The following is an 18,103-nucleotide window of genomic DNA, read 5'->3' on the forward strand; positions in this document are numbered from 1 at the left end:
ATGCAACAGCAGACTCATGACAACGTAATCCTGGAACTCACCGTACGCAACCATCCGGGCGTAATGACCCACGTCTGTGGGCTGTTTGCCCGCCGCGCGTTCAACGTGGAAGGTATTCTTTGCCTACCGATCCAGGACAGCGATAAGAGCCGTATCTGGCTACTGGTCAACGACGATCAGCGTCTGGAACAGATGATAAGCCAGATCGACAAACTGGAAGATGTGGTGAAAGTCGCCCGCAACCAGTCAGACCCGTCGATGTTTAATAAAATCTCCGTCTTCTTCGAGTGAGTTAGTCGCCGTCTGAATCCGGGGTAATCACTTTGACAGAGCCGTTCCGGCAGTGGGTTGCGTAATCTGCCGGTAACGGACGGTCGCTTATCAGTACGTCAAAGGTGGAGAGTGGACCAATGCTGGCGGGGGCGACCTCATCGAACAGGGCGTGGCGCGTCAGCAGAATTTTACGTAATCCGCGTTCCATCGCTTTGCGTTTTGTGGCCAGATCGTCCGGATTGAACCAGCTAACGCCGAAATGCTCATGGATTCCGCTGGCGGAGATAAAGACTTTCCGTGGGTTGAGTGCATCCAGCGGGGAGGGATTGCTGGTGTCGTAAAAGGCGTCACTTTTCGCCCGGTAGGTTCCCCCGCAAAGAATCGCTGTGGCGTTGGGTTTTTCATTTAGCGCTACAAACACCCGATGCGAGTAGCAAATCCCGGTAAAGGAAATATCGTCCGGGATCATGCTGACCACCAACGGCATTTCCGCACCATTATCAAAAAAGACCAGATCATTTTCACTCACCAGTCCCGCTGCCAGAATGGCAACCGGTAAATCGTCGCGGTGATACTGCTTTTGCGCGGGGAGTGGCGCGTTAACGATGGTAGCAGGTTTGTTCACCATCACAATGTAACCACCGAGCAGCGTGAGGGGTAACGGCTCGTCATCCTGACTGAGATCCCGACGAATAGTCATCACGGAAACTTCCAGCATTCGTGCCGCCTCTTTCAGATGGATTCGGTCGGTCTTCTTCAACAATTCCATCAGACGTCGAATACGTTCTTTCTGCTTGGTTTCCATGTGCTTCTCCACGAATCATATTTCCATGTTCCTTCAGTAACATTTTTGTGTTTCTGAGAACATGACATTGCCGCATTACTATACGTCTGAGTATTCGGAAATAAAAGCGTGTTTTTTCACGTTTTATTGATTATATCCAGTTAACTTTCAGTTAATTGTAAGCAACTTCATCATTTTTAGTGTGATCGGATAGCAACATTTAGCGTAATAAATAAACAATAAAATGATCTTCCAATCGCGATCCTAGTCACAAATGATACAAAAGTAACATGATAATGTTATTTTAATATCATCGTTGTGTGATTGTTTCTGAGAGGTAGTAAAATGGATATCGCGGTTATTGGCTCCAACATGGTGGATCTCATCACCTACATCAACCAGATGCCCAAAGAAGGGGAAACGCTGGAAGCGCCGGCGTTCAAAATTGGCTGCGGGGGTAAAGGCGCAAATCAGGCCGTTGCGGCCGCTAAGCTCAATTCCAAAGTGCTGATGCTGACAAAAGTCGGTGATGATATTTTTGCGGATAACACTATTCGCAATCTCGAATCCTGGGGAATTAATACCACCTATGTCGAAAAGGTACCCTGCACCAGCAGCGGTGTCGCACCGATCTTTGTTAATGCCAACTCCAGCAACAGCATTCTGATTATTAAAGGAGCGAACAAATTTCTCTCCCCGGAAGATATCGATCGTGCGGCGGAAGATCTGAAAAAATGTCAGCTTATTATCCTGCAACTGGAAGTGCAGCTGGAAACCGTTTATCACGCGATTGAATTCGGCAAAAAGCACGGTATTGAAGTGTTACTAAATCCCGCCCCTGCATTACGGGAATTAGATATGTCTTATGCCTGTAAATGTGATTTTTTCGTGCCGAATGAAACCGAGCTGGAAATATTAACCGGTATGCCAGTAGATACCTATGACCATATTCGCGCAGCAGCACGTTCTCTGGTTGATAAAGGTCTGAACAATATTATCGTCACCATGGGTGAGAAAGGTGCGTTGTGGATGACGCGTGACCAGGAAGTCCATGTTCCGGCGTTTAGAGTGAACGCTGTCGATACCAGTGGCGCAGGCGACGCTTTCATCGGTTGTTTTGCTCACTATTACGTTCAAAGCGGTGATGTGGAAACCGCCATGAAAAAAGCCGCTCTCTTCGCTGCTTTCAGCGTTACCGGGAAAGGAACTCAATCATCTTATCCAAGCATCGAACAATTTAATGAGTTTCTTACCTTAAACGAATAATACTCCTGCACTGTAAAAGGTAGCACTATGAACGATAAAAACATCATTCAGATGCCTGACGGCTATTTGAATAAGACCCCTCTGTTCCAGTTTATTTTGTTATCCTGTTTATTCCCGTTATGGGGATGCGCAGCCGCATTAAATGATATTCTGATTACGCAATTCAAAAGTGTATTTTCACTGAGTAACTTTGCCTCGGCATTAGTTCAGAGTGCCTTTTATGGCGGCTATTTTTTAATTGCGATCCCGGCATCTCTGGTGATTAAAAAAACCAGTTATAAAATCGCCATCTTAATGGGGCTGACCCTTTATATCGTTGGGTGTACGCTCTTTTTCCCGGCATCGCACATGGCCACCTACACCATGTTCCTTGCGGCGATTTTCGCGATTGCGATTGGCCTGAGTTTCCTGGAAACGGCAGCCAACACCTACAGCTCAATGATAGGCCCAAAAGCCTATGCGACCTTACGCCTGAACATCAGCCAGACCTTTTATCCTATTGGCGCAGCGGCTGGTATTCTGCTGGGTAAATATCTGGTCTTCTCTGAAGGCGAAAGCCTGGAAAAACAGATGGCCGGGATGAACGCCGAGCAGATCCATAACTTTAAAGTGATGATGCTGGAAAATACTCTTGAGCCATACAAGTACATGATTATGGTGCTGGTTGTGGTGATGGTGTTATTCCTGCTGACCCGCTTCCCGACCTGTAAAGTCGCGCAAACCACGAGTCGTAAACGCCCGTCAGCGATAGATACACTGCGTTATCTGGCCAGCAATGCCCGTTTCCGTCGCGGAATTGTGGCGCAATTTCTTTATGTGGGGATGCAGGTCGCGGTGTGGTCATTCACCATCCGTCTGGCACTGGAATTAGGTGATATCAACGAGCGCGATGCCTCAACCTTCATGGTCTATAGCTTCGCCTGCTTCTTTATCGGCAAGTTTATCGCCAACATTTTGATGACACGCTTCAATCCGGAAAAAGTGCTGATTCTCTATTCCATCATTGGTGCCCTGTTCCTCATCTATGTTGCACTGGCGCCAAGTTTCAGCGCTGTGTATGTCGCAGTGCTGGTAAGTGTCCTGTTTGGACCCTGCTGGGCGACAATCTATGCTGGTACGCTTGATACCGTGGATAACGAACATACCGAAATGGCAGGTGCCGTCATTGTTATGGCGATTGTCGGCGCGGCGGTGGTTCCGGCGATTCAGGGCTATGTGGCTGATATGTTCCATTCATTGCAACTTTCGTTCCTGGTTTCCATGCTCTGCTTCGTGTACGTCGGTATCTACTTCTGGCGTGAAAGCAAAGTGCGCAACAACCTGGCTGAAGCGACAGTTTCCTGAGGAGAGCGATCATGACAACACGTATAACGCTGTGGCGAGAACTCTTTGCAGAGCATCCGCGAATCTTACTGAAGAATAGCGACTTCACGGTTACCGCATTTCGTTACGCCAGCGGAGTGGAAGGGCTGAAGGTAGAAAACAGTCGTGGACATCTGGTTATTCTGCCCTGGATGGGGCAAATGATCTGGGATGCTCAGTTTGATGGCCATGACCTGACCATGCGTAACATGTTCAGTCAGCCGAAACCGGCGGCGGAAGTGGTGGCGACCTACGGCTGTTTTGCCTTCCACTCAGGTCTGTTGGCTAATGGTTGCCCATCGCCAGAAGATTCACATCCTTTGCACGGTGAAATGGCTTGTGCCGCGATGGATGAAGCCTGGCTGGAGCTGGAGGGTGAGAATTTGCGCGTGGGTGGACGCTATGAGTATGTGATGGGGTTCGGTCATCATTATCAGGCGCATCCTGCGGTGGTAATGCACAAAGCGAGCGCGCTGTTTGATATTCAGATGGCGGTTACCAACCTCGCCTCAGTGGCAATGCCGTTGCAGTACATGTGCCATATGAACTATGCCTACGTACCGGAAGCCTCCTTCAGCCAGAATATTCCGGATGAGGCCATGAAGCTGCGTGAGTCGATACCCGCGCATGTTAAGCCGACTGAGCAATGGCTGGCGTTTAATCAGCGGATTGTGCAGGGCGAGGCTTCTCTGGCGCGGCTCAATGAACCCCATTTTTACGATCCGGAAATTGTCTTCTTTGCTGACCAACTGGACAGATACACAGATAAGCCGGAATTTAGCATGATAGCACCAGATGGCACCACGTTCGTTACACGCTTCTCCAGCGCGGAGCTGAATTATGTGACGCGATGGATCCTGTATAACGGCGATCAACAGGTTGCGGCATTCGCCTTGCCTGCAACCTGTCGACCCGAAGGATTCCTGGCGGCACAACGCAATGGCACCTTGATTGAAATAGAACCGCAGCACACCCGGACATTTACCGTCACGACAGGCATAGCCTGATCGCTCAAGGCTTGAACACCAAAGCGCTTATCGTTAAGGTAAGCGTTTTTGCCGGATGGCGGCATAAATGCCTTATCCGGCCTACCTGCCCGTAGGCCTGATAAGCGCAGCGCCATCAGGCGTTTCCCGGCCCCAGGACAAACCCATGATCACCATCGCCCTTATCGACGACCACACTATCGTCCGCTCCGGCTTTGCCCAACTGCTGGGGCTGGAAGCTGATTTGCAGGTTGTGGCGGAATTTGGCTCCGGGCGCGAGGCGCTGGCCGGTTTACCGGGGCGCGGCGTGCAGGTGTGTATTTGCGATATCTCGATGCCCGATATCTCGGGCCTGGAGCTACTCAGCCAACTGCCAAAAGGGATGGCGATCATCATGCTCTCCGTCCACGACAGCCCGGCACTGGTCGAGCAGGCGCTCAACGCAGGCGCGCGTGGCTTTCTTTCAAAACGCTGTAGCCCGGATGAACTGATTGCGGCGGTGCATACCGTGGCGACCGGCGGTTGCTATTTGACGCCGGACATCGCCGTCAAGCTGGCGGCCGGGCGTCAGGATCCGTTGACCAAACGTGAGCGTCAGGTGGCGGAGAAGCTGGCGCAGGGGATGGCGGTGAAAGAGATTGCCGCCGAGCTGGGGCTGTCGCCGAAAACGGTGCACGTTCATCGCGCCAACCTGATGGAAAAGCTGAACGTCAGCAACGATGTTGAACTGGCGCGCCGGATGTTTGACGGCTGGCAATGAACGCACTTTTCTCCCGGTTGATTACCGTTGTTGCCTGTTTCTTTATCTTTTCCGCCGCGTGGTTTTGCCTGTGGAGCATCAGCCTGCATCTGGTCGAACGCCCGGAGCTGGCGGTTCTGCTGTTTCCGTTTGGCCTGCGTCTGGGATTAATGCTGCAATGCCCGCGCGGCTACTGGCCGGTGCTGCTGGGCGCGGAATGGCTGTTGATGTACTGGCTGACGCAGGAGGTGGCGCTGGCCCATTTGCCACTTTTGATGATCGGAAGCGCCCTCACGCTACTCCCGGTGATGCTGATTTCGCGATACCGCCATCAACGCGACTGGCGCACGTTGCTGTTGCAGGGCGCAGCGCTGACGGCGGCGGCGCTGCTGCAATCGCTGCCGTGGTTGGGGCAGGGGGAGGAAGCGTGGAATGCGCTGTTACTGACCCTGACCGGCGGATTAACGCTGGCGCCGATCTGCCTGGTGTTCTGGCACTACCTCACCAGCACCACCTGGCTGCCGCTCGGCCCGGCGCTGGTGTCGCAGCCGGTGAACTGGCGCGGGCGACATCTGGTCTGGTATCTGCTGCTGTTCACCGTCAGCCTGTGGCTACAGCTCGGTTTGCCCGCTGAGCTTTCGCGCTTTACGCCGTTTTGTCTCGCTTTACCGATTATTGCGCTCGCCTGGCATTACGGCTGGCAAGGCGCGCTGATTGCGACGTTGATGAACGCCATCGCGCTGATTGCCAGCCAGACCTGGCACGATCACCCGGTCGATTTACTGCTCTCGCTGCTGGTGCAAAGCCTGACCGGGCTGCTGCTCGGCGCGGGTATTCAGCGGCTGCGTGAGCTTAACCAGTCGCTGCAAAACGAGCTGGCGCGTAATCATCGGCTGGCGGAACGTCTGCTGGAGACCGAAGAGAGCGTGCGCCGCGACGTGGCGCGCGAGCTGCACGACGATATCGGCCAGACCATCACCGCCATTCGCACGCAGGCGGGTATCGTACAGCGCCTGGCCCCCGAGAACGCGGGCGTTAAGCAAAGCGGGGCGCATATCGAGCAGTTGTCTCTGGGCGTGTACGATTCGGTGCGCCGCCTGCTGGGTCGCCTGCGACCGCGCCAGTTGGACGATCTCACGCTGGAACAGGCCATCCGTTCATTGATGCGCGAAATGGAGCTGGAAAGTCGCGGTATCGTCAGCCACCTTGACTGGCGAATTGATGAGTCATTGCTGAGCGAAAGCCAGCGCGTGACGCTGTTTCGCGTCTGTCAGGAAGGGCTGAACAACATTGTGAAGCATGCCAACGCCAGCGCGGTGACGCTCCAGGGCTGGCAGCAGGATGAGCGGTTGATGCTGGTGATGGAAGATGACGGCAGCGGCCTGCCGCCGGGGTCGAACCCGCAGGGTTTCGGCCTCACCGGGATGCGCGAGCGGGTGACGGCGCTCGGCGGTTCACTCACGATTTCCTGTATGCACGGTACGCGCGTCAGCGTGTCGCTGCCCCAGCGCTACGCCTAAGGAACGGCCATGTTTCAGTTTTTAAAAGCTCCGGCCAGCGCGCCGCTTATCACCGACAAGCAGGAAGTGGACGCCCGCTACCGTTACTGGCGGCGGCATATTTTGCTGACTATCTGGCTCGGCTACGCGCTGTTTTATTTCACGCGCAAAAGCTTTAACGCCGCGGTGCCGGAAATTATCACCAGCGGCGTGCTGACCCGCAGCGATATTGGCCTGCTGGCGACGCTGTTTTACATCACCTACGGGCTGTCGAAATTTGTCTCCGGTATTGTTAGCGATCGCTCCAACGCCCGCTATTTTATGGGCATTGGGCTTATCGCCACCGGCGTGGTTAACATCCTGTTCGGCTTCTCAACCTCGGTCTGGGCCTTTGCCGTACTGTGGGCGCTGAACGCCTTCTTCCAGGGCTGGGGCGCGCCGGTGTGCGCCCGCCTGCTCACCGCGTGGTATTCACGCAACGAGCGCGGCGGCTGGTGGGCAATCTGGAACACCGCGCACAACGTCGGCGGCGCGCTGATTCCGATCGTCATGGCGGCGGCAGCGCTGCATTACGGCTGGCGCGCCGGGATGATGATTGCCGGTACGCTGGCGATCGTGGTGGGCGTTTTTCTTTGCTGGCGGCTGCGCGACAGGCCGCAGGCGATTGGTCTGCCGCCGATTGGCGACTGGCGGCACGATGAGCTGGAAATTGCCCAGCAGCAGGAGGGTGCGGGGTTAACTCGTAAAGAGATCCTCACCAAATATGTGTTGCTCAATCCATATATTTGGCTGTTGTCGCTGTGCTATGTGCTGGTGTACGTGGTACGCGCGGCGATCAACGACTGGGGCAATCTGTATATGTCGGAGACGCTCGGCGTCGATTTGGTCACCGCCAACACCGCCGTCACCATGTTTGAACTGGGCGGGTTTATCGGCGCGCTGGTTGCAGGTTGGGGCTCGGACAAGCTATTCAACGGCAATCGTGGGCCGATGAACTTGATTTTCGCCGCCGGAATTTTGCTCTCCGTGGGCTCGCTGTGGCTGATGCCGTTTGCCAGTTACGTGATGCAGGCGGCGTGCTTCTTCACCACCGGCTTCTTCGTCTTTGGCCCGCAGATGCTGATTGGCATGGCGGCGGCGGAGTGCTCGCACAAAGAGGCGGCGGGCGCGGCGACCGGCTTTGTCGGCCTGTTTGCTTATCTGGGGGCATCGCTCTCCGGCTGGCCGCTGGCGAAGGTGATGGAAGTCTGGCACTGGAGCGGATTCTTTGTGGTGATCGCCATCGCGGCCGGCATCTCAGCACTGCTGTTGCTGCCGTTCTTAAACGCCCAGGCACCGCGCGATCTCAACGAAGCGTGATGCACCTCACCTTTTTGCCCCGAGTTAGGCAAAACTAAGAAATATTCCCGGTTTCACCTGGACGCTGTCTCAGGCGTGTCTCCCGTCTGATTTTTACAATGCCTGCCATTCGCAGGTAAAAAAATCAGCTCGGGAGTGTCAAATGCTGGCCTTTCTCAACCAGGTGCGCAAGCCGACCCTGGATCTGCCGCTCGATGTGCGGCGCAAAATGTGGTTCAAACCGTTCATGCAGTCCTATCTGGTGGTCTTTATCGGCTACCTGACCATGTACTTGATCCGCAAAAACTTCAACATCGCGCAAAACGACATGATCTCCACCTACGGGCTCAGCATGACGCAGTTGGGGATGATTGGCCTCGGCTTCTCCATCACCTATGGCGTGGGTAAAACCGTGGTTTCCTACTACGCGGACGGCAAAAATACCAAGCAGTTCCTGCCGTTTATGCTGATCCTCTCCGCAATTTGTATGCTCGGCTTCAGCGCCAGCATGGGCGCGGGGTCAACCAGCCTGTTCCTGATGATCGCCTTCTACGCGCTGAGCGGTTTCTTCCAGAGCACCGGCGGCTCGTGCAGCTATTCCACCATCACCAAGTGGACGCCACGCCGTAAGCGCGGTTCCTACCTCGGCATGTGGAATATTTCCCACAACCTCGGCGGTGCGGGTGCGGCGGGCGTAGCGCTGTTCGGCGCGAATTACCTGTTCGATGGCCACGTCATCGGTATGTTTATCTTCCCGTCGATTATTGCCCTGATTGTCGGTTTCATCGGCCTGCGCTACGGCAGCGACTCCCCGGAATCTTATGGCCTCGGTAAAGCCGAAGAGCTGTTCGGCGAGGAGATCAGCGAAGAGGACAAAGAGACCGAAGAAAACGAGATGACCAAATGGCAGATCTTTGTTGAGTACGTGCTGAAAAACAAAGTGATCTGGCTGCTGTGCTTCTCCAACATCTTCCTGTACGTGGTGCGTATCGGTATTGACCAGTGGTCCACCGTCTACGCCTTCCAGGAGCTAAAACTCTCCAAAGAGGTGGCAATTCAGGGCTTTACCCTGTTCGAAGTGGGCGCGCTGGTCGGCACGCTGCTGTGGGGCTGGCTCTCCGATCTCGCTAACGGTCGTCGTGCGCTGGTGGCCTGCGTGGCGCTGGCACTCATCATCGCGACGCTGGGTGTTTACCAGCACGCCAGCAACCAGTACGTCTATCTGGCTTCGCTGTTTGCGCTCGGCTTCCTGGTGTTTGGCCCGCAGTTGTTAATCGGTGTTGCCGCCGTCGGATTTGTGCCGAAAAAAGCGATCGGCGCGGCCGACGGGATTAAAGGCACCTTCGCCTACCTGATTGGCGACAGCTTCGCCAAGCTGGGGCTCGGGATGATTGCCGACGGCACGCCGATTTTCGGTCTCACCGGCTGGGCGGGCACCTTTGCCGCGCTGGATACCGCCGCCATCGGCTGTATCTGCCTGATGGCCATCGTGGCCGTGTTTGAAGAACGTAAAATTCGCCGTGAGAAAAAGATTCAACAATTGAAAGTTGCTTGAGTTAAGTGTGCATTGGTAACTTTTGCCCGCCTTAATGGCGGGCTTTTTTATGCCTGAGACTGACAGAAAGTATTATAAGCCTCGATAAATGCCTTCGCATTTGCGGCTGTTTGGTGGATAGATTGTCCGGCACGATACAGATCGCTGCCTAAGCCGGCACCGAAACAACCTGCCTTCAGGTAATGGGACAAATTGTCTGGCCTAATTCCGCCAACGGCATACAAAGGGACTTGAGGAGGCAAAACGGCTTTTAATGCCCGGATGTAATTCGGTCCCAGTTCCCCCGCAGGGAAAATTTTCAATCCGTCCGCGCCATGCCGGAATGCAACAAATGCTTCGCTGACTGTTTGGCAGCCGATGCAGGTGGTCATTTTGGCCGCTCGCGCAGTATCAATTACTTCCGGATCGGTGTTGGGCGTAAGGATAAATGCACATCCCAGCGAAGAGAGTGTGCTGACATCACTGACATTAGTGACCGTTCCGGCACCGATTTTTATTGTATGACCATAATGTTCCACGGCAAGAGCAATACTACGTTGCCAGTCTGGCGAATTCAGCGGTATTTCTATTGTGCGGAACCCGGCTGTGATAAGTGCATCAATATGGGCCAGCACTTCATCGGGCTTCACCCCACGTAAAATAGCGACCAAAGGGTTACGACTATTCATTTAAAAGTCTCCTGATGCCATTAATAAATGCTTTTTCACCGTTACACAGCCGACAGCGATAACCGAAATGATGAAACAGGCTTTGATAGCGGCTGAGCAAATCGTCATTGCCCACCAGAATGACTTCTTCTTCAGTGTTAATGGCATAGTGCTGTAGCATTTGTGCTATTTCATGGCCAATCAATAACCCTGACAGAGATTCGTAAAGCGTATCGGGTAACAACGCATGGGTGAGTATTCTGGCTCTCAGATCAAATAGGCTGCGGGATAAACATGTTTCTTGCCAGCCGCGTTCGGCTCCTGCTAAAAAAGCCTGTTCGTTCTTGTTTTGTTCCTCGGCGTTTTTCCCAACGATGGAGTAGTGTGAAAGTAAGTGGAAAAATTCGCCGGTCATGACGGTTTGAAAATCGCAGACGTTACTCTCTTGTACCTGCACCCATTTGCTGTGTGTTCCCGGGAATACGTACCAGTTCCCATCAGCTAAGGCGCCAAATAGCTGAGTTTCCTCTCCACGCATAACGTTGTAGTTTTCCGGCCCGGCAATTTGCAGGCCAGGAACGATGAAAGTGGGAAAAGGGCCCGCATCTTCAACCTTTGTTAGATGCTGTGATAATGCACTTAACGGGGTTGGACAGCGTAAATAGTGGCTATCTACCCACCCGATATTACTGCCCACCATTCCGCTCATTATGACGGTTGTATCTGTGTTTAATGGCCGCGGACACAAACTGAGCAGTGTTAACCAGGTGTCTTTGAATACACCTGGTTGATGTTTGAGTACCCCATTCTGACTGACGTGTTGCCAGACACATTGATTCTGTTGATAGACCCAAATGCGCAGGTTGCTTGAGCCCCAGTCTACGGCAATGAAATTCTCTGAATTGAACATACATCGTTCCTGATGTTGAAAGATGGCCCGTAAACGGGCCAGATTCAGGCGGATTACTCGTCAGTAATGACCATTTTTTTATCAAAGTTGATCAGCAGCGAGCAGATGAGATAACCCACAGCAGCCAGCGCAAAGAACATCATCGCTGCGTAATAGTTCCCCGTGGATTGCACCAGGAAACCGATAAAAATAGGCAGGATGGCTGCAAACAAATTACTGGTGAAGTTCATGGTTCCGCAAATGGTGCCTGCAACTGATTGTGCGCCCAGTAGTCCGGGTATTGACCAGTAAACGCTGGCCCATCGCAGGGGAAAAAGGGCAATAGTGAGCAAGGTAATTGCGACGGCTGGCGTCGAGCTTTGTGCGCAAAGGAAAATACCAACACCAGCGGTGGTAGCCGAAATCGCCAACATCGTATGCATAACGCGGCTTGTTTTTGCTCCTTTGCTGCGCCATTTATCCATAATGTAGCCGCCAGTCAGTTGGCCGACAAAACACAGCAGGAAGATCAGCGCCATTGCTCCGCCCATCGATTTGATATCAAAACCGTAGGTGGCCTGGAAATAGAGCGGTAGCCAGGTCATCAGGCCATAGAACACGAAGCTATAGCAGACCCAGCCACAGATAAGTGCAATCACATTACGTTGTTTCAGGTAAGGTTTGATATCGGCCAGACGGTATTTCTTGCTACTGGTTTCAGCACCGTTTGCCGCAACAATATGGTCTAGTTCAGCTTTATTGATGCTGGGGTGTTCTGATGGATAAGTGCGGATGTACCACCAGGCCAGTAAACCGACAATCATGGTTCCCACACCAGCCACCACGAATGCCATACGCCATGAGTCGAAAAAGGCAATAAGTCCGGCGATGATCACCGCACCCAGCGCCGTACCCAATGGCGCGCCGCCATCAAGTAGCATCGAACCACGTCCGCGTTCGGTTGGCGTTAACCATGTGCCCATTAACTTCGCGCCGGCGGGCATGATTGGAGATTCAGTGACGCCTAACCCCAGACGAGAAAGTGAAAGGGTGAAAATAGAGTGACACAGAGCCGCAACGGCTTGAAATGCTCCCCATAAGATAGTGGCCAGCGCAATGATATGTCTGGCTTTGAATTTATCAGCAATGACCCCACTGGGGATTTGCATTAATGCATAAGCCCAGAAAAAGGCACTATGAATCACACCAACAACGCGAGTATCGGTAATACCAAATTCATCTGTAATATAAGGCATAGCAATAGAAAGAGAGGTGCGGTCAATATAGTTAATAGCACCTAATAAGAGCATAATAATAAATATGCGCCACCTTACTGTTGTTGCCTTTAATTTTTCTTCTTCAGTATTTACGTTAACAATAGACATAAGGGCTCCTTGCCATACTCATAATGAGTATGGCGGTACGAGGTATTATTATCTTGTGGAGTGTTACATTATGGAGCCAACAGTCCAGGGGACGAATTCTTGACTGCCATAGCCAAATTCCTCACTCTTCGTTTTTTTACCTGATGCCATCTCAAGGATCATCTGGTAGATACGTTCACCGACTTCTGCAATGGATTCTTCCCCCTCGACAATGGTTCCGCAATTAATATCCATATCCTCCTGTTGGCGTTGCCAAAGTGCATTATTGGTGGCCAGCTTCAAGCTTGGGGTCGGCTTGGAACCAAAGGCAGAACCTCGGCCTGTGGTGAAACACAGAAGATTTGCTCCTCCGGCGATTTGTCCCGTAACGGCAATAGGGTCATATCCTGGGGTATCCATAAAGACAAAACCCTTCGCGGTTACCGGTTCAGCATACTCATACACTTCTGTCAGATTGGTTGTACCCGCTTTAGCAATACCACCAAGTGATTTTTCCAGAATTGTCGTCAGCCCGCCGACTTTGTTACCCGCCGAAGGGTTGTTGTTCATTTCGCTTCCGGTGCGGCGACAATACTCTTCCCACCAGTGAATGCGGGCAATGAGTTTTTCACCTATCTCGCGGGAAACGGCACGGCGGGTAAGAAGATGTTCGGCTCCATAAATTTCGGAGGTTTCAGATAAAATCGCTGTTCCGCCTTGTTGCACCAGTTTATCTACCGCATAGCCCAGAGCTGGATTGGCTGAGATCCCGGAATAGCTGTCGGAACCCCCACATTCGAGCGCGAGTATGATTTCTGATGCAGGGATAGGTTGACGTGTTACCTGGTTAGCAACGGGCAACATTTGGTTAACCAGGGAAATTCCTTTCTCAATGGCGTGACGTGTACCGCCCACATCCTGAATGGTATAACTGTGCATCATTGGGCCATCGGCTAGTCCATGGGCATTCATCATGTCTTGAATTTGACTGGATTCGCATCCCAGTCCAACGATGATTACGCCGGCAAAGTTGGCATGGGTGGCATAACCGGCCATCGTACGTCTCATGACGTCCATTGATTCACTTTTAGAGCCAATAGCACAGCCAAAACTTTGTGGTAATGACACCACGCCATCAACATTCGGGTAATCTGCAAGACCCTGCAGACGGAAGTGATCCTCAATAGCTCTTACGACCGTGGCACTACAGTTTACGGAGCTTAAAATACCGATGTAATTACGTGTAGCTGCACGGCCATCGGCGCGGCGGATACCCATAAAGGTATCCTGTTGAAGGGCTGGAGAAGGTGAATGGCAATCTTCACCCCAGGCATAGTCGCGTTCAAAGTCACCCATTCCCAAATTATGCATGTGGATGTGTTCGCCAGGCTTAATGGGCTGAGTTGCGAAGCCAATAATTTGCCCATAACGTCTGACCGCATCGCCAACCTTCAGTGCATGCAGGGCGATTTTATGCCCTGCGGGAATATCACTGAGTACAGTAATGTGCTCTTCTTCAAGCCGGGTGCCTGCGGGGACAGCCTGCCTTGCGATAACCACATCATCTTTGGGATTCAATTTTAATACAGGGTTGATGTTCATTATCTTTGCTCTCATGCTGGTTTATACCGTAATACGGGATAATATATTTTTAACCTGTTCTCTTTTTTCTTCATTTAACGGTAATGCTGGCGGGACAACTGCAGTTGATATATCCACGCCACTTAATTTAATGGCGGTCTTGATAACGGCAAAGAAAGGTTGTTCTAAGGCATATAAAGGTGATAATCCGGCAAGTTGTTGTTGAAGTGCTTTGGCGGTAGCGAGATCGTTCTGCTGAATCGCCTGATAAATTCCGCGTGTAATATGAGGCGCAAAGTTAAATGTTGCCGGAATGCCGCCATGTCCACCGAGTAATAATGTATCAAGTAAATATTCGTCATAGCCGCTAAAAATGATAAAATCTGGGCGGAAACAGTGAACCTGATTAATAACTTCCCTGGTGTGGCTAATGTTATCAATTGTATCTTTAATGCCAACGATATTTGGTACTTCGCGGGCAAGGCGAGTGATGACATTTATACCAATATCCTGGCCAGTTAGTTCTGGAAAATTATATAAGAAGACGGGAATGCTTAGCGCTTCAGCAATTCGTTTGTAATGCGTAAAGCGGGCCTCATCGCTGAGTTTTGCATAATAAGGATTGACTACCAGTACTCCTTTTGCGCCCGCGTTTTCAGCATGCCTTCCAAGTTGGATAGTTTCCGCTGTGCTGGCGCAGGCGATACCAATAAGAACAGGAACTCTACCCGCAACATGCTGCAGGCTAAACTCTGCAATTTGCTTTCTTTGTTCGGACGAGAAATGGGAAAATTCGCCGCCACTGCCCAGAATGAGCATTCCGTCGGCACCATTGCTAATCACATGGTCAATCATTACTGCCATTCCAGCGCGATCCAATTCCCCGCTTTCGTCAACGATAGTCGGTACTGGCGGGAAGATGCCCTTAAAAATGTTCAACATTGCCACTCCTTTAGTTCTGTATATGGAACTTATGTTCTGTATATTGAAGTTAGTACAGCAAATATCCAAATCGTTCGTCAACGTTTTTTGCAGAACAAATGAACAACTGTGAGATGGATCGGGTTTGTGGGTATAAAATTTAGGTAATAGAGCCCAGTTTGCGTATGTGCAAAAAAGCCGCATTCCTGAGAAAAGTGATTGCGGTATACTGTGCAGAGTCTATGAATAAAAAAGATTAATAGCGCATGAACCAAGACATTACGACCTCTGTTCCCGCATTGGATAAGACAGTAAAAATCTGTAATTATCTTTTTAACTCCCCAGGAGCGACCTTCAGTCAGATTCAGCAGGATCTGGCATTACCAAAAAGCAGCACGTCTTCCCTGCTAAATGCACTGGTTGCGCATCATCTTTTGCGCCTGGAAAAGGGACGTTTCTTTTTGGGCTTGAAGCTGTACGAATGGGGAAATCGTTCGTTGGAACAATTTGATATTCGTAATGCGGCACTTCCTGTTTTGGAAAAACTGCGTCAGCAAACGGACCTGACCTGTCACTTAGGTATATTGGATGAAGTCGCGCCAATTTATCTTATGAAGCTGGAGAATACCCAGCCGATTGGCATTCGGACCTGGGTCGGTAAAAAATTACCGATGCACAGCTCCGGTGTGGGCAAAGCGCTTTGTGCCTGGCTGCCGCAAGATAAAATTGATGAGTTGTTGCCTGATGAAGTGTTGCCACGGTATACCGAAACCACCATTACCAGCAAAAAAGCATTAATGAAGGAATTTGCCAGAATCCGCGAGCAAGGCTGGGTCTTTGATAACGCCGAAGACTCCCCTGGCATCTATTGCATTGCCGCACCGGTTTTTAACCGTAATAAAGACGTGATTGCGGCAATAAGTATCAGCGGCGTTGAACTACAAATGCCAAAAAATTGTATTCCACAATATTCGCAGTGGGTGCGCGAAGCCTGTCAGTCACTCTCGGAAAAATTAGTTTAAGCGGGCGGTATCGTCATTAATGATTTGGATAATGCTGGCCACGTTGGTGGTTGTTTTTGTAGTGGGCTTCCGGGTGCTGACGTCCGGATCACGACGGGCCATTCGCCGTCTGAGTGAGCGACTGAGTATTGATGTAGTACCAGTAGAATCGATGATTGACCAGATGGGAAAAGTACAGGGGGAGGCGTTTTTACAGTACCTGCACCGCCCTGATGAATCGCATCTGCAAAATGCCGCCCAGGTATTGTTAATCTGGCAAATCGTCATTGTCGACGGCAGCGAGCAGAACCTGCTGCAGTGGCACCGCCTGCTACAAAAATCTCGCCTGGCCGCCCCGATCACCGACGCGCAGGTGCGCCTGGCGCTCGGGTTTCTACGTGAAATGGAGCCGGATATGCAGGAGCTTAACGCGTTCCAGATGCGCTATAACGCCTTTTTCCAACCTGAAGATGGCGTGCACTGGCTGCACTGATAGTGATGCCTGATGGCGCTACGCTTATCAGGCCGACAAAAGAGCTCCGCCGTAGGCCGGATAAGGCGACGCCGCCATCCGGCGGTGAGAGTTGTCAAAACGTTAAATACGTCACACTTTTAATGTTACAATACGTAACTTTTCTACAATAACCCCACGCAGGTAACAAAATGAGTGACGCTGTTGAACAAAAATCCCGCGCTGAGGTAAATACCCGGCCAAACTGGTCGGCGGTATTCGCCGTGGCGTTCTGTGTTGCCTGCCTGATAACCGTTGAGTTTCTGCCCGTTAGCCTGCTGACGCCAATGGCTCAGGATCTGGGCATTTCGGAAGGCGTTGCCGGACAATCAGTGACCGTGACGGCGTTTGTCGCCATGTTCGCCAGCCTGTTTGTGACGCAAATTATCCAGGCGACCGATCGTCGCTATGTGGTGATCTTGTTTTCGGTTCTGCTGACGCTTTCCTGCCTGCTGGTTTCATTTGCTAACTCTTTTACGCTCCTGCTGATCGGTCGTGCCTGTCTGGGGCTGGCGCTCGGCGGGTTCTGGGCGATGTCAGCGTCGCTGACCATGCGTCTGGTTCCCGCGCGTACGGTACCGAAAGCGCTGTCTGTGATATTTGGCGCGGTATCCATCGCGCTGGTGATTGCCGCGCCGTTGGGGAGCTTTTTGGGCGGCATCATCGGCTGGCGCAACGTGTTTAACGCGGCGGCGGTAATGGGCGTGCTGTGCACCATCTGGGTGGTGAGAGCGCTGCCTTCGCTGCCGGGCGAACCTGCGCATCACAAGCAAAATATGTTCAGCCTGCTGCAGCGCCCCGGAGTAATGGCCGGGATGATTGCCATCTTCATGTCCTTCGCCGGGCAGTTCGCCTTCTTTACCTATATTCGCCCTGTCTATATGAATCTGGCGGGCTTTGATGTTGATGGCCTGACGCTGGTGCTGTTGAGTTTTGGTATCGCCAGCTTTGTCGGGACGTCGTTCTCTTCGGTGATTCTGAAGCGCTCGGTCAAACTGGCCCTGGCCGGTGCGCCATTGGTGCTGGCGCTCAGCGCGCTGGTCCTGATTCTGTGGGGTAGCGATAAAGTGGTGGCCGCGGGCATTGCGATAATCTGGGGGCTGGCGTTTGCGCTGGTACCGGTTGGTTGGTCGACGTGGATCACCCGCTCGCTTGCCGATCAGGCAGAAAAAGCCGGATCCGTCCAGGTCGCCGTGATCCAGCTTGCCAATACCTGCGGGGCTGCGGTGGGAGGCTATGCGCTCGATAACCTCGGACTGCTGTCGCCCCTGATGCTCTCGGGCAGCCTGATGCTGCTGACAGCGCTTCTGGTAACGATGAAGGTCAGGATTCAGTGAAAACTGTTGCCGAATGGCGCATCGTTTTCAGTCAACACTGTCATCCGGCA

At 52.2% G+C, this 18,103-nt stretch carries 17 protein-coding genes; 11 read left to right on the top strand and 6 right to left on the bottom strand.

Features of this window, described 5'->3' with window-relative positions:
- Entirely contained in the window at nucleotides 1-291 is a 291-nt protein-coding gene (gene ilvN / locus FDX09_RS00350) for an acetolactate synthase small subunit (protein ID WP_038635677.1), read from the top strand.
- A gap of 1 nt (nucleotide 292) precedes the next feature.
- Here ilvN and FDX09_RS00355 read toward each other — a convergent pair whose 3' ends face one another.
- Entirely contained in the window at nucleotides 293-1,078 is a 786-nt protein-coding gene (locus tag FDX09_RS00355) for a DeoR family transcriptional regulator (RefSeq protein WP_085049143.1), read from the bottom strand.
- 324 nt (nucleotides 1,079-1,402) lie between these two features.
- Between FDX09_RS00355 and rbsK the strand changes: the two genes are divergently transcribed.
- The 7 genes from rbsK to uhpT all read left to right on the top strand — a co-directional run bounded on the left by rbsK (nucleotide 1,403) and on the right by uhpT (nucleotide 9,802).
- Entirely contained in the window at nucleotides 1,403-2,323 is a 921-nt protein-coding gene (gene rbsK / locus FDX09_RS00360; protein ID WP_038635672.1) for a ribokinase, read from the top strand.
- Between the two features lie 27 nt (nucleotides 2,324-2,350).
- The gene (fucP, locus tag FDX09_RS00365) at nucleotides 2,351-3,667 is read left to right on the top strand and encodes an L-fucose:H+ symporter permease (protein ID WP_137346626.1); all 1,317 of its coding nucleotides are present in this window, start codon (nucleotides 2,351-2,353) and stop codon (nucleotides 3,665-3,667) included.
- 11 nt (nucleotides 3,668-3,678) lie between these two features.
- Nucleotides 3,679-4,692, top strand: a complete 1,014-nt coding sequence (locus FDX09_RS00370) for an aldose 1-epimerase family protein (RefSeq protein WP_087857250.1) — start codon at nucleotides 3,679-3,681, stop codon at nucleotides 4,690-4,692.
- A gap of 145 nt (nucleotides 4,693-4,837) precedes the next feature.
- Nucleotides 4,838-5,431 carry a transcriptional regulator UhpA gene (uhpA, locus tag FDX09_RS00375; protein ID WP_038635664.1) on the top strand — a complete coding sequence of 198 codons (594 nt, stop codon included), beginning with the start codon at nucleotides 4,838-4,840 and terminating at the stop codon, nucleotides 5,429-5,431.
- On the top strand, nucleotides 5,428-6,930 hold the full coding sequence (gene uhpB / locus FDX09_RS00380; protein WP_137346627.1) for a signal transduction histidine-protein kinase/phosphatase UhpB: 1,503 nt from the start codon (nucleotides 5,428-5,430) through the stop codon (nucleotides 6,928-6,930). The genes uhpA and uhpB overlap by 4 nt, the downstream gene beginning before the upstream one ends.
- Nucleotides 6,931-6,939: 9 nt before the next feature.
- Nucleotides 6,940-8,268: an MFS transporter gene (locus FDX09_RS00385; RefSeq protein WP_042311488.1), complete on the top strand. Its 1,329-nt coding sequence runs from the start codon at nucleotides 6,940-6,942 to the stop codon at nucleotides 8,266-8,268.
- Nucleotides 8,269-8,410: 142 nt separating this feature from the next.
- Nucleotides 8,411-9,802 carry a hexose-6-phosphate:phosphate antiporter gene (gene uhpT / locus FDX09_RS00390; protein WP_038635654.1) on the top strand — a complete coding sequence of 464 codons (1,392 nt, stop codon included), beginning with the start codon at nucleotides 8,411-8,413 and terminating at the stop codon, nucleotides 9,800-9,802.
- 47 nt (nucleotides 9,803-9,849) lie between these two features.
- Here uhpT and FDX09_RS00395 read toward each other — a convergent pair whose 3' ends face one another.
- From FDX09_RS00395 to FDX09_RS00415, 5 genes are all read right to left on the bottom strand, one after another.
- Entirely contained in the window at nucleotides 9,850-10,470 is a 621-nt protein-coding gene (locus FDX09_RS00395) for a 2-dehydro-3-deoxy-6-phosphogalactonate aldolase (RefSeq protein ID WP_137346628.1), read from the bottom strand.
- Nucleotides 10,463-11,359: a 2-dehydro-3-deoxygalactonokinase gene (locus tag FDX09_RS00400; RefSeq protein ID WP_137346629.1), complete on the bottom strand. Its 897-nt coding sequence runs from the start codon at nucleotides 11,357-11,359 to the stop codon at nucleotides 10,463-10,465. The genes FDX09_RS00395 and FDX09_RS00400 overlap by 8 nt, the downstream gene beginning before the upstream one ends.
- 53 nt (nucleotides 11,360-11,412) lie before the next feature.
- The gene (locus FDX09_RS00405; RefSeq protein ID WP_051594496.1) at nucleotides 11,413-12,723 is read right to left on the bottom strand and encodes an MFS transporter; all 1,311 of its coding nucleotides are present in this window, start codon (nucleotides 12,721-12,723) and stop codon (nucleotides 11,413-11,415) included.
- 63 nt (nucleotides 12,724-12,786) lie between these two features.
- A complete protein-coding gene (locus tag FDX09_RS00410) occupies nucleotides 12,787-14,304 on the bottom strand; it encodes an altronate dehydratase family protein (RefSeq protein WP_170973219.1) in 1,518 nt (505 codons plus the stop codon).
- Nucleotides 14,305-14,325: 21 nt separating this feature from the next.
- The gene (locus FDX09_RS00415) at nucleotides 14,326-15,225 is read right to left on the bottom strand and encodes a dihydrodipicolinate synthase family protein (protein WP_085049134.1); all 900 of its coding nucleotides are present in this window, start codon (nucleotides 15,223-15,225) and stop codon (nucleotides 14,326-14,328) included.
- 245 nt (nucleotides 15,226-15,470) lie between these two features.
- Between FDX09_RS00415 and FDX09_RS00420 the strand changes: the two genes are divergently transcribed.
- From FDX09_RS00420 to nepI, 3 genes are all read left to right on the top strand, one after another.
- Complete coding sequence (locus FDX09_RS00420) at nucleotides 15,471-16,226, top strand: IclR family transcriptional regulator (protein WP_038635638.1); 756 nt, start codon at nucleotides 15,471-15,473, stop codon at nucleotides 16,224-16,226.
- Nucleotides 16,227-16,245: 19 nt separating this feature from the next.
- Nucleotides 16,246-16,698 carry a DUF1198 family protein gene (locus FDX09_RS00425; protein ID WP_038635635.1) on the top strand — a complete coding sequence of 151 codons (453 nt, stop codon included), beginning with the start codon at nucleotides 16,246-16,248 and terminating at the stop codon, nucleotides 16,696-16,698.
- A gap of 170 nt (nucleotides 16,699-16,868) precedes the next feature.
- Nucleotides 16,869-18,053, top strand: a complete 1,185-nt coding sequence (gene nepI, locus FDX09_RS00430; RefSeq protein ID WP_087857244.1) for a purine ribonucleoside efflux pump NepI — start codon at nucleotides 16,869-16,871, stop codon at nucleotides 18,051-18,053.
- Nucleotides 18,054-18,103: the final 50 nt, after the last annotated feature.

It is taken from the genome of Citrobacter sp. wls717, assembly GCF_005280955.1.
Lineage (GTDB): Bacteria > Pseudomonadota > Gammaproteobacteria > Enterobacterales > Enterobacteriaceae > Citrobacter > Citrobacter werkmanii.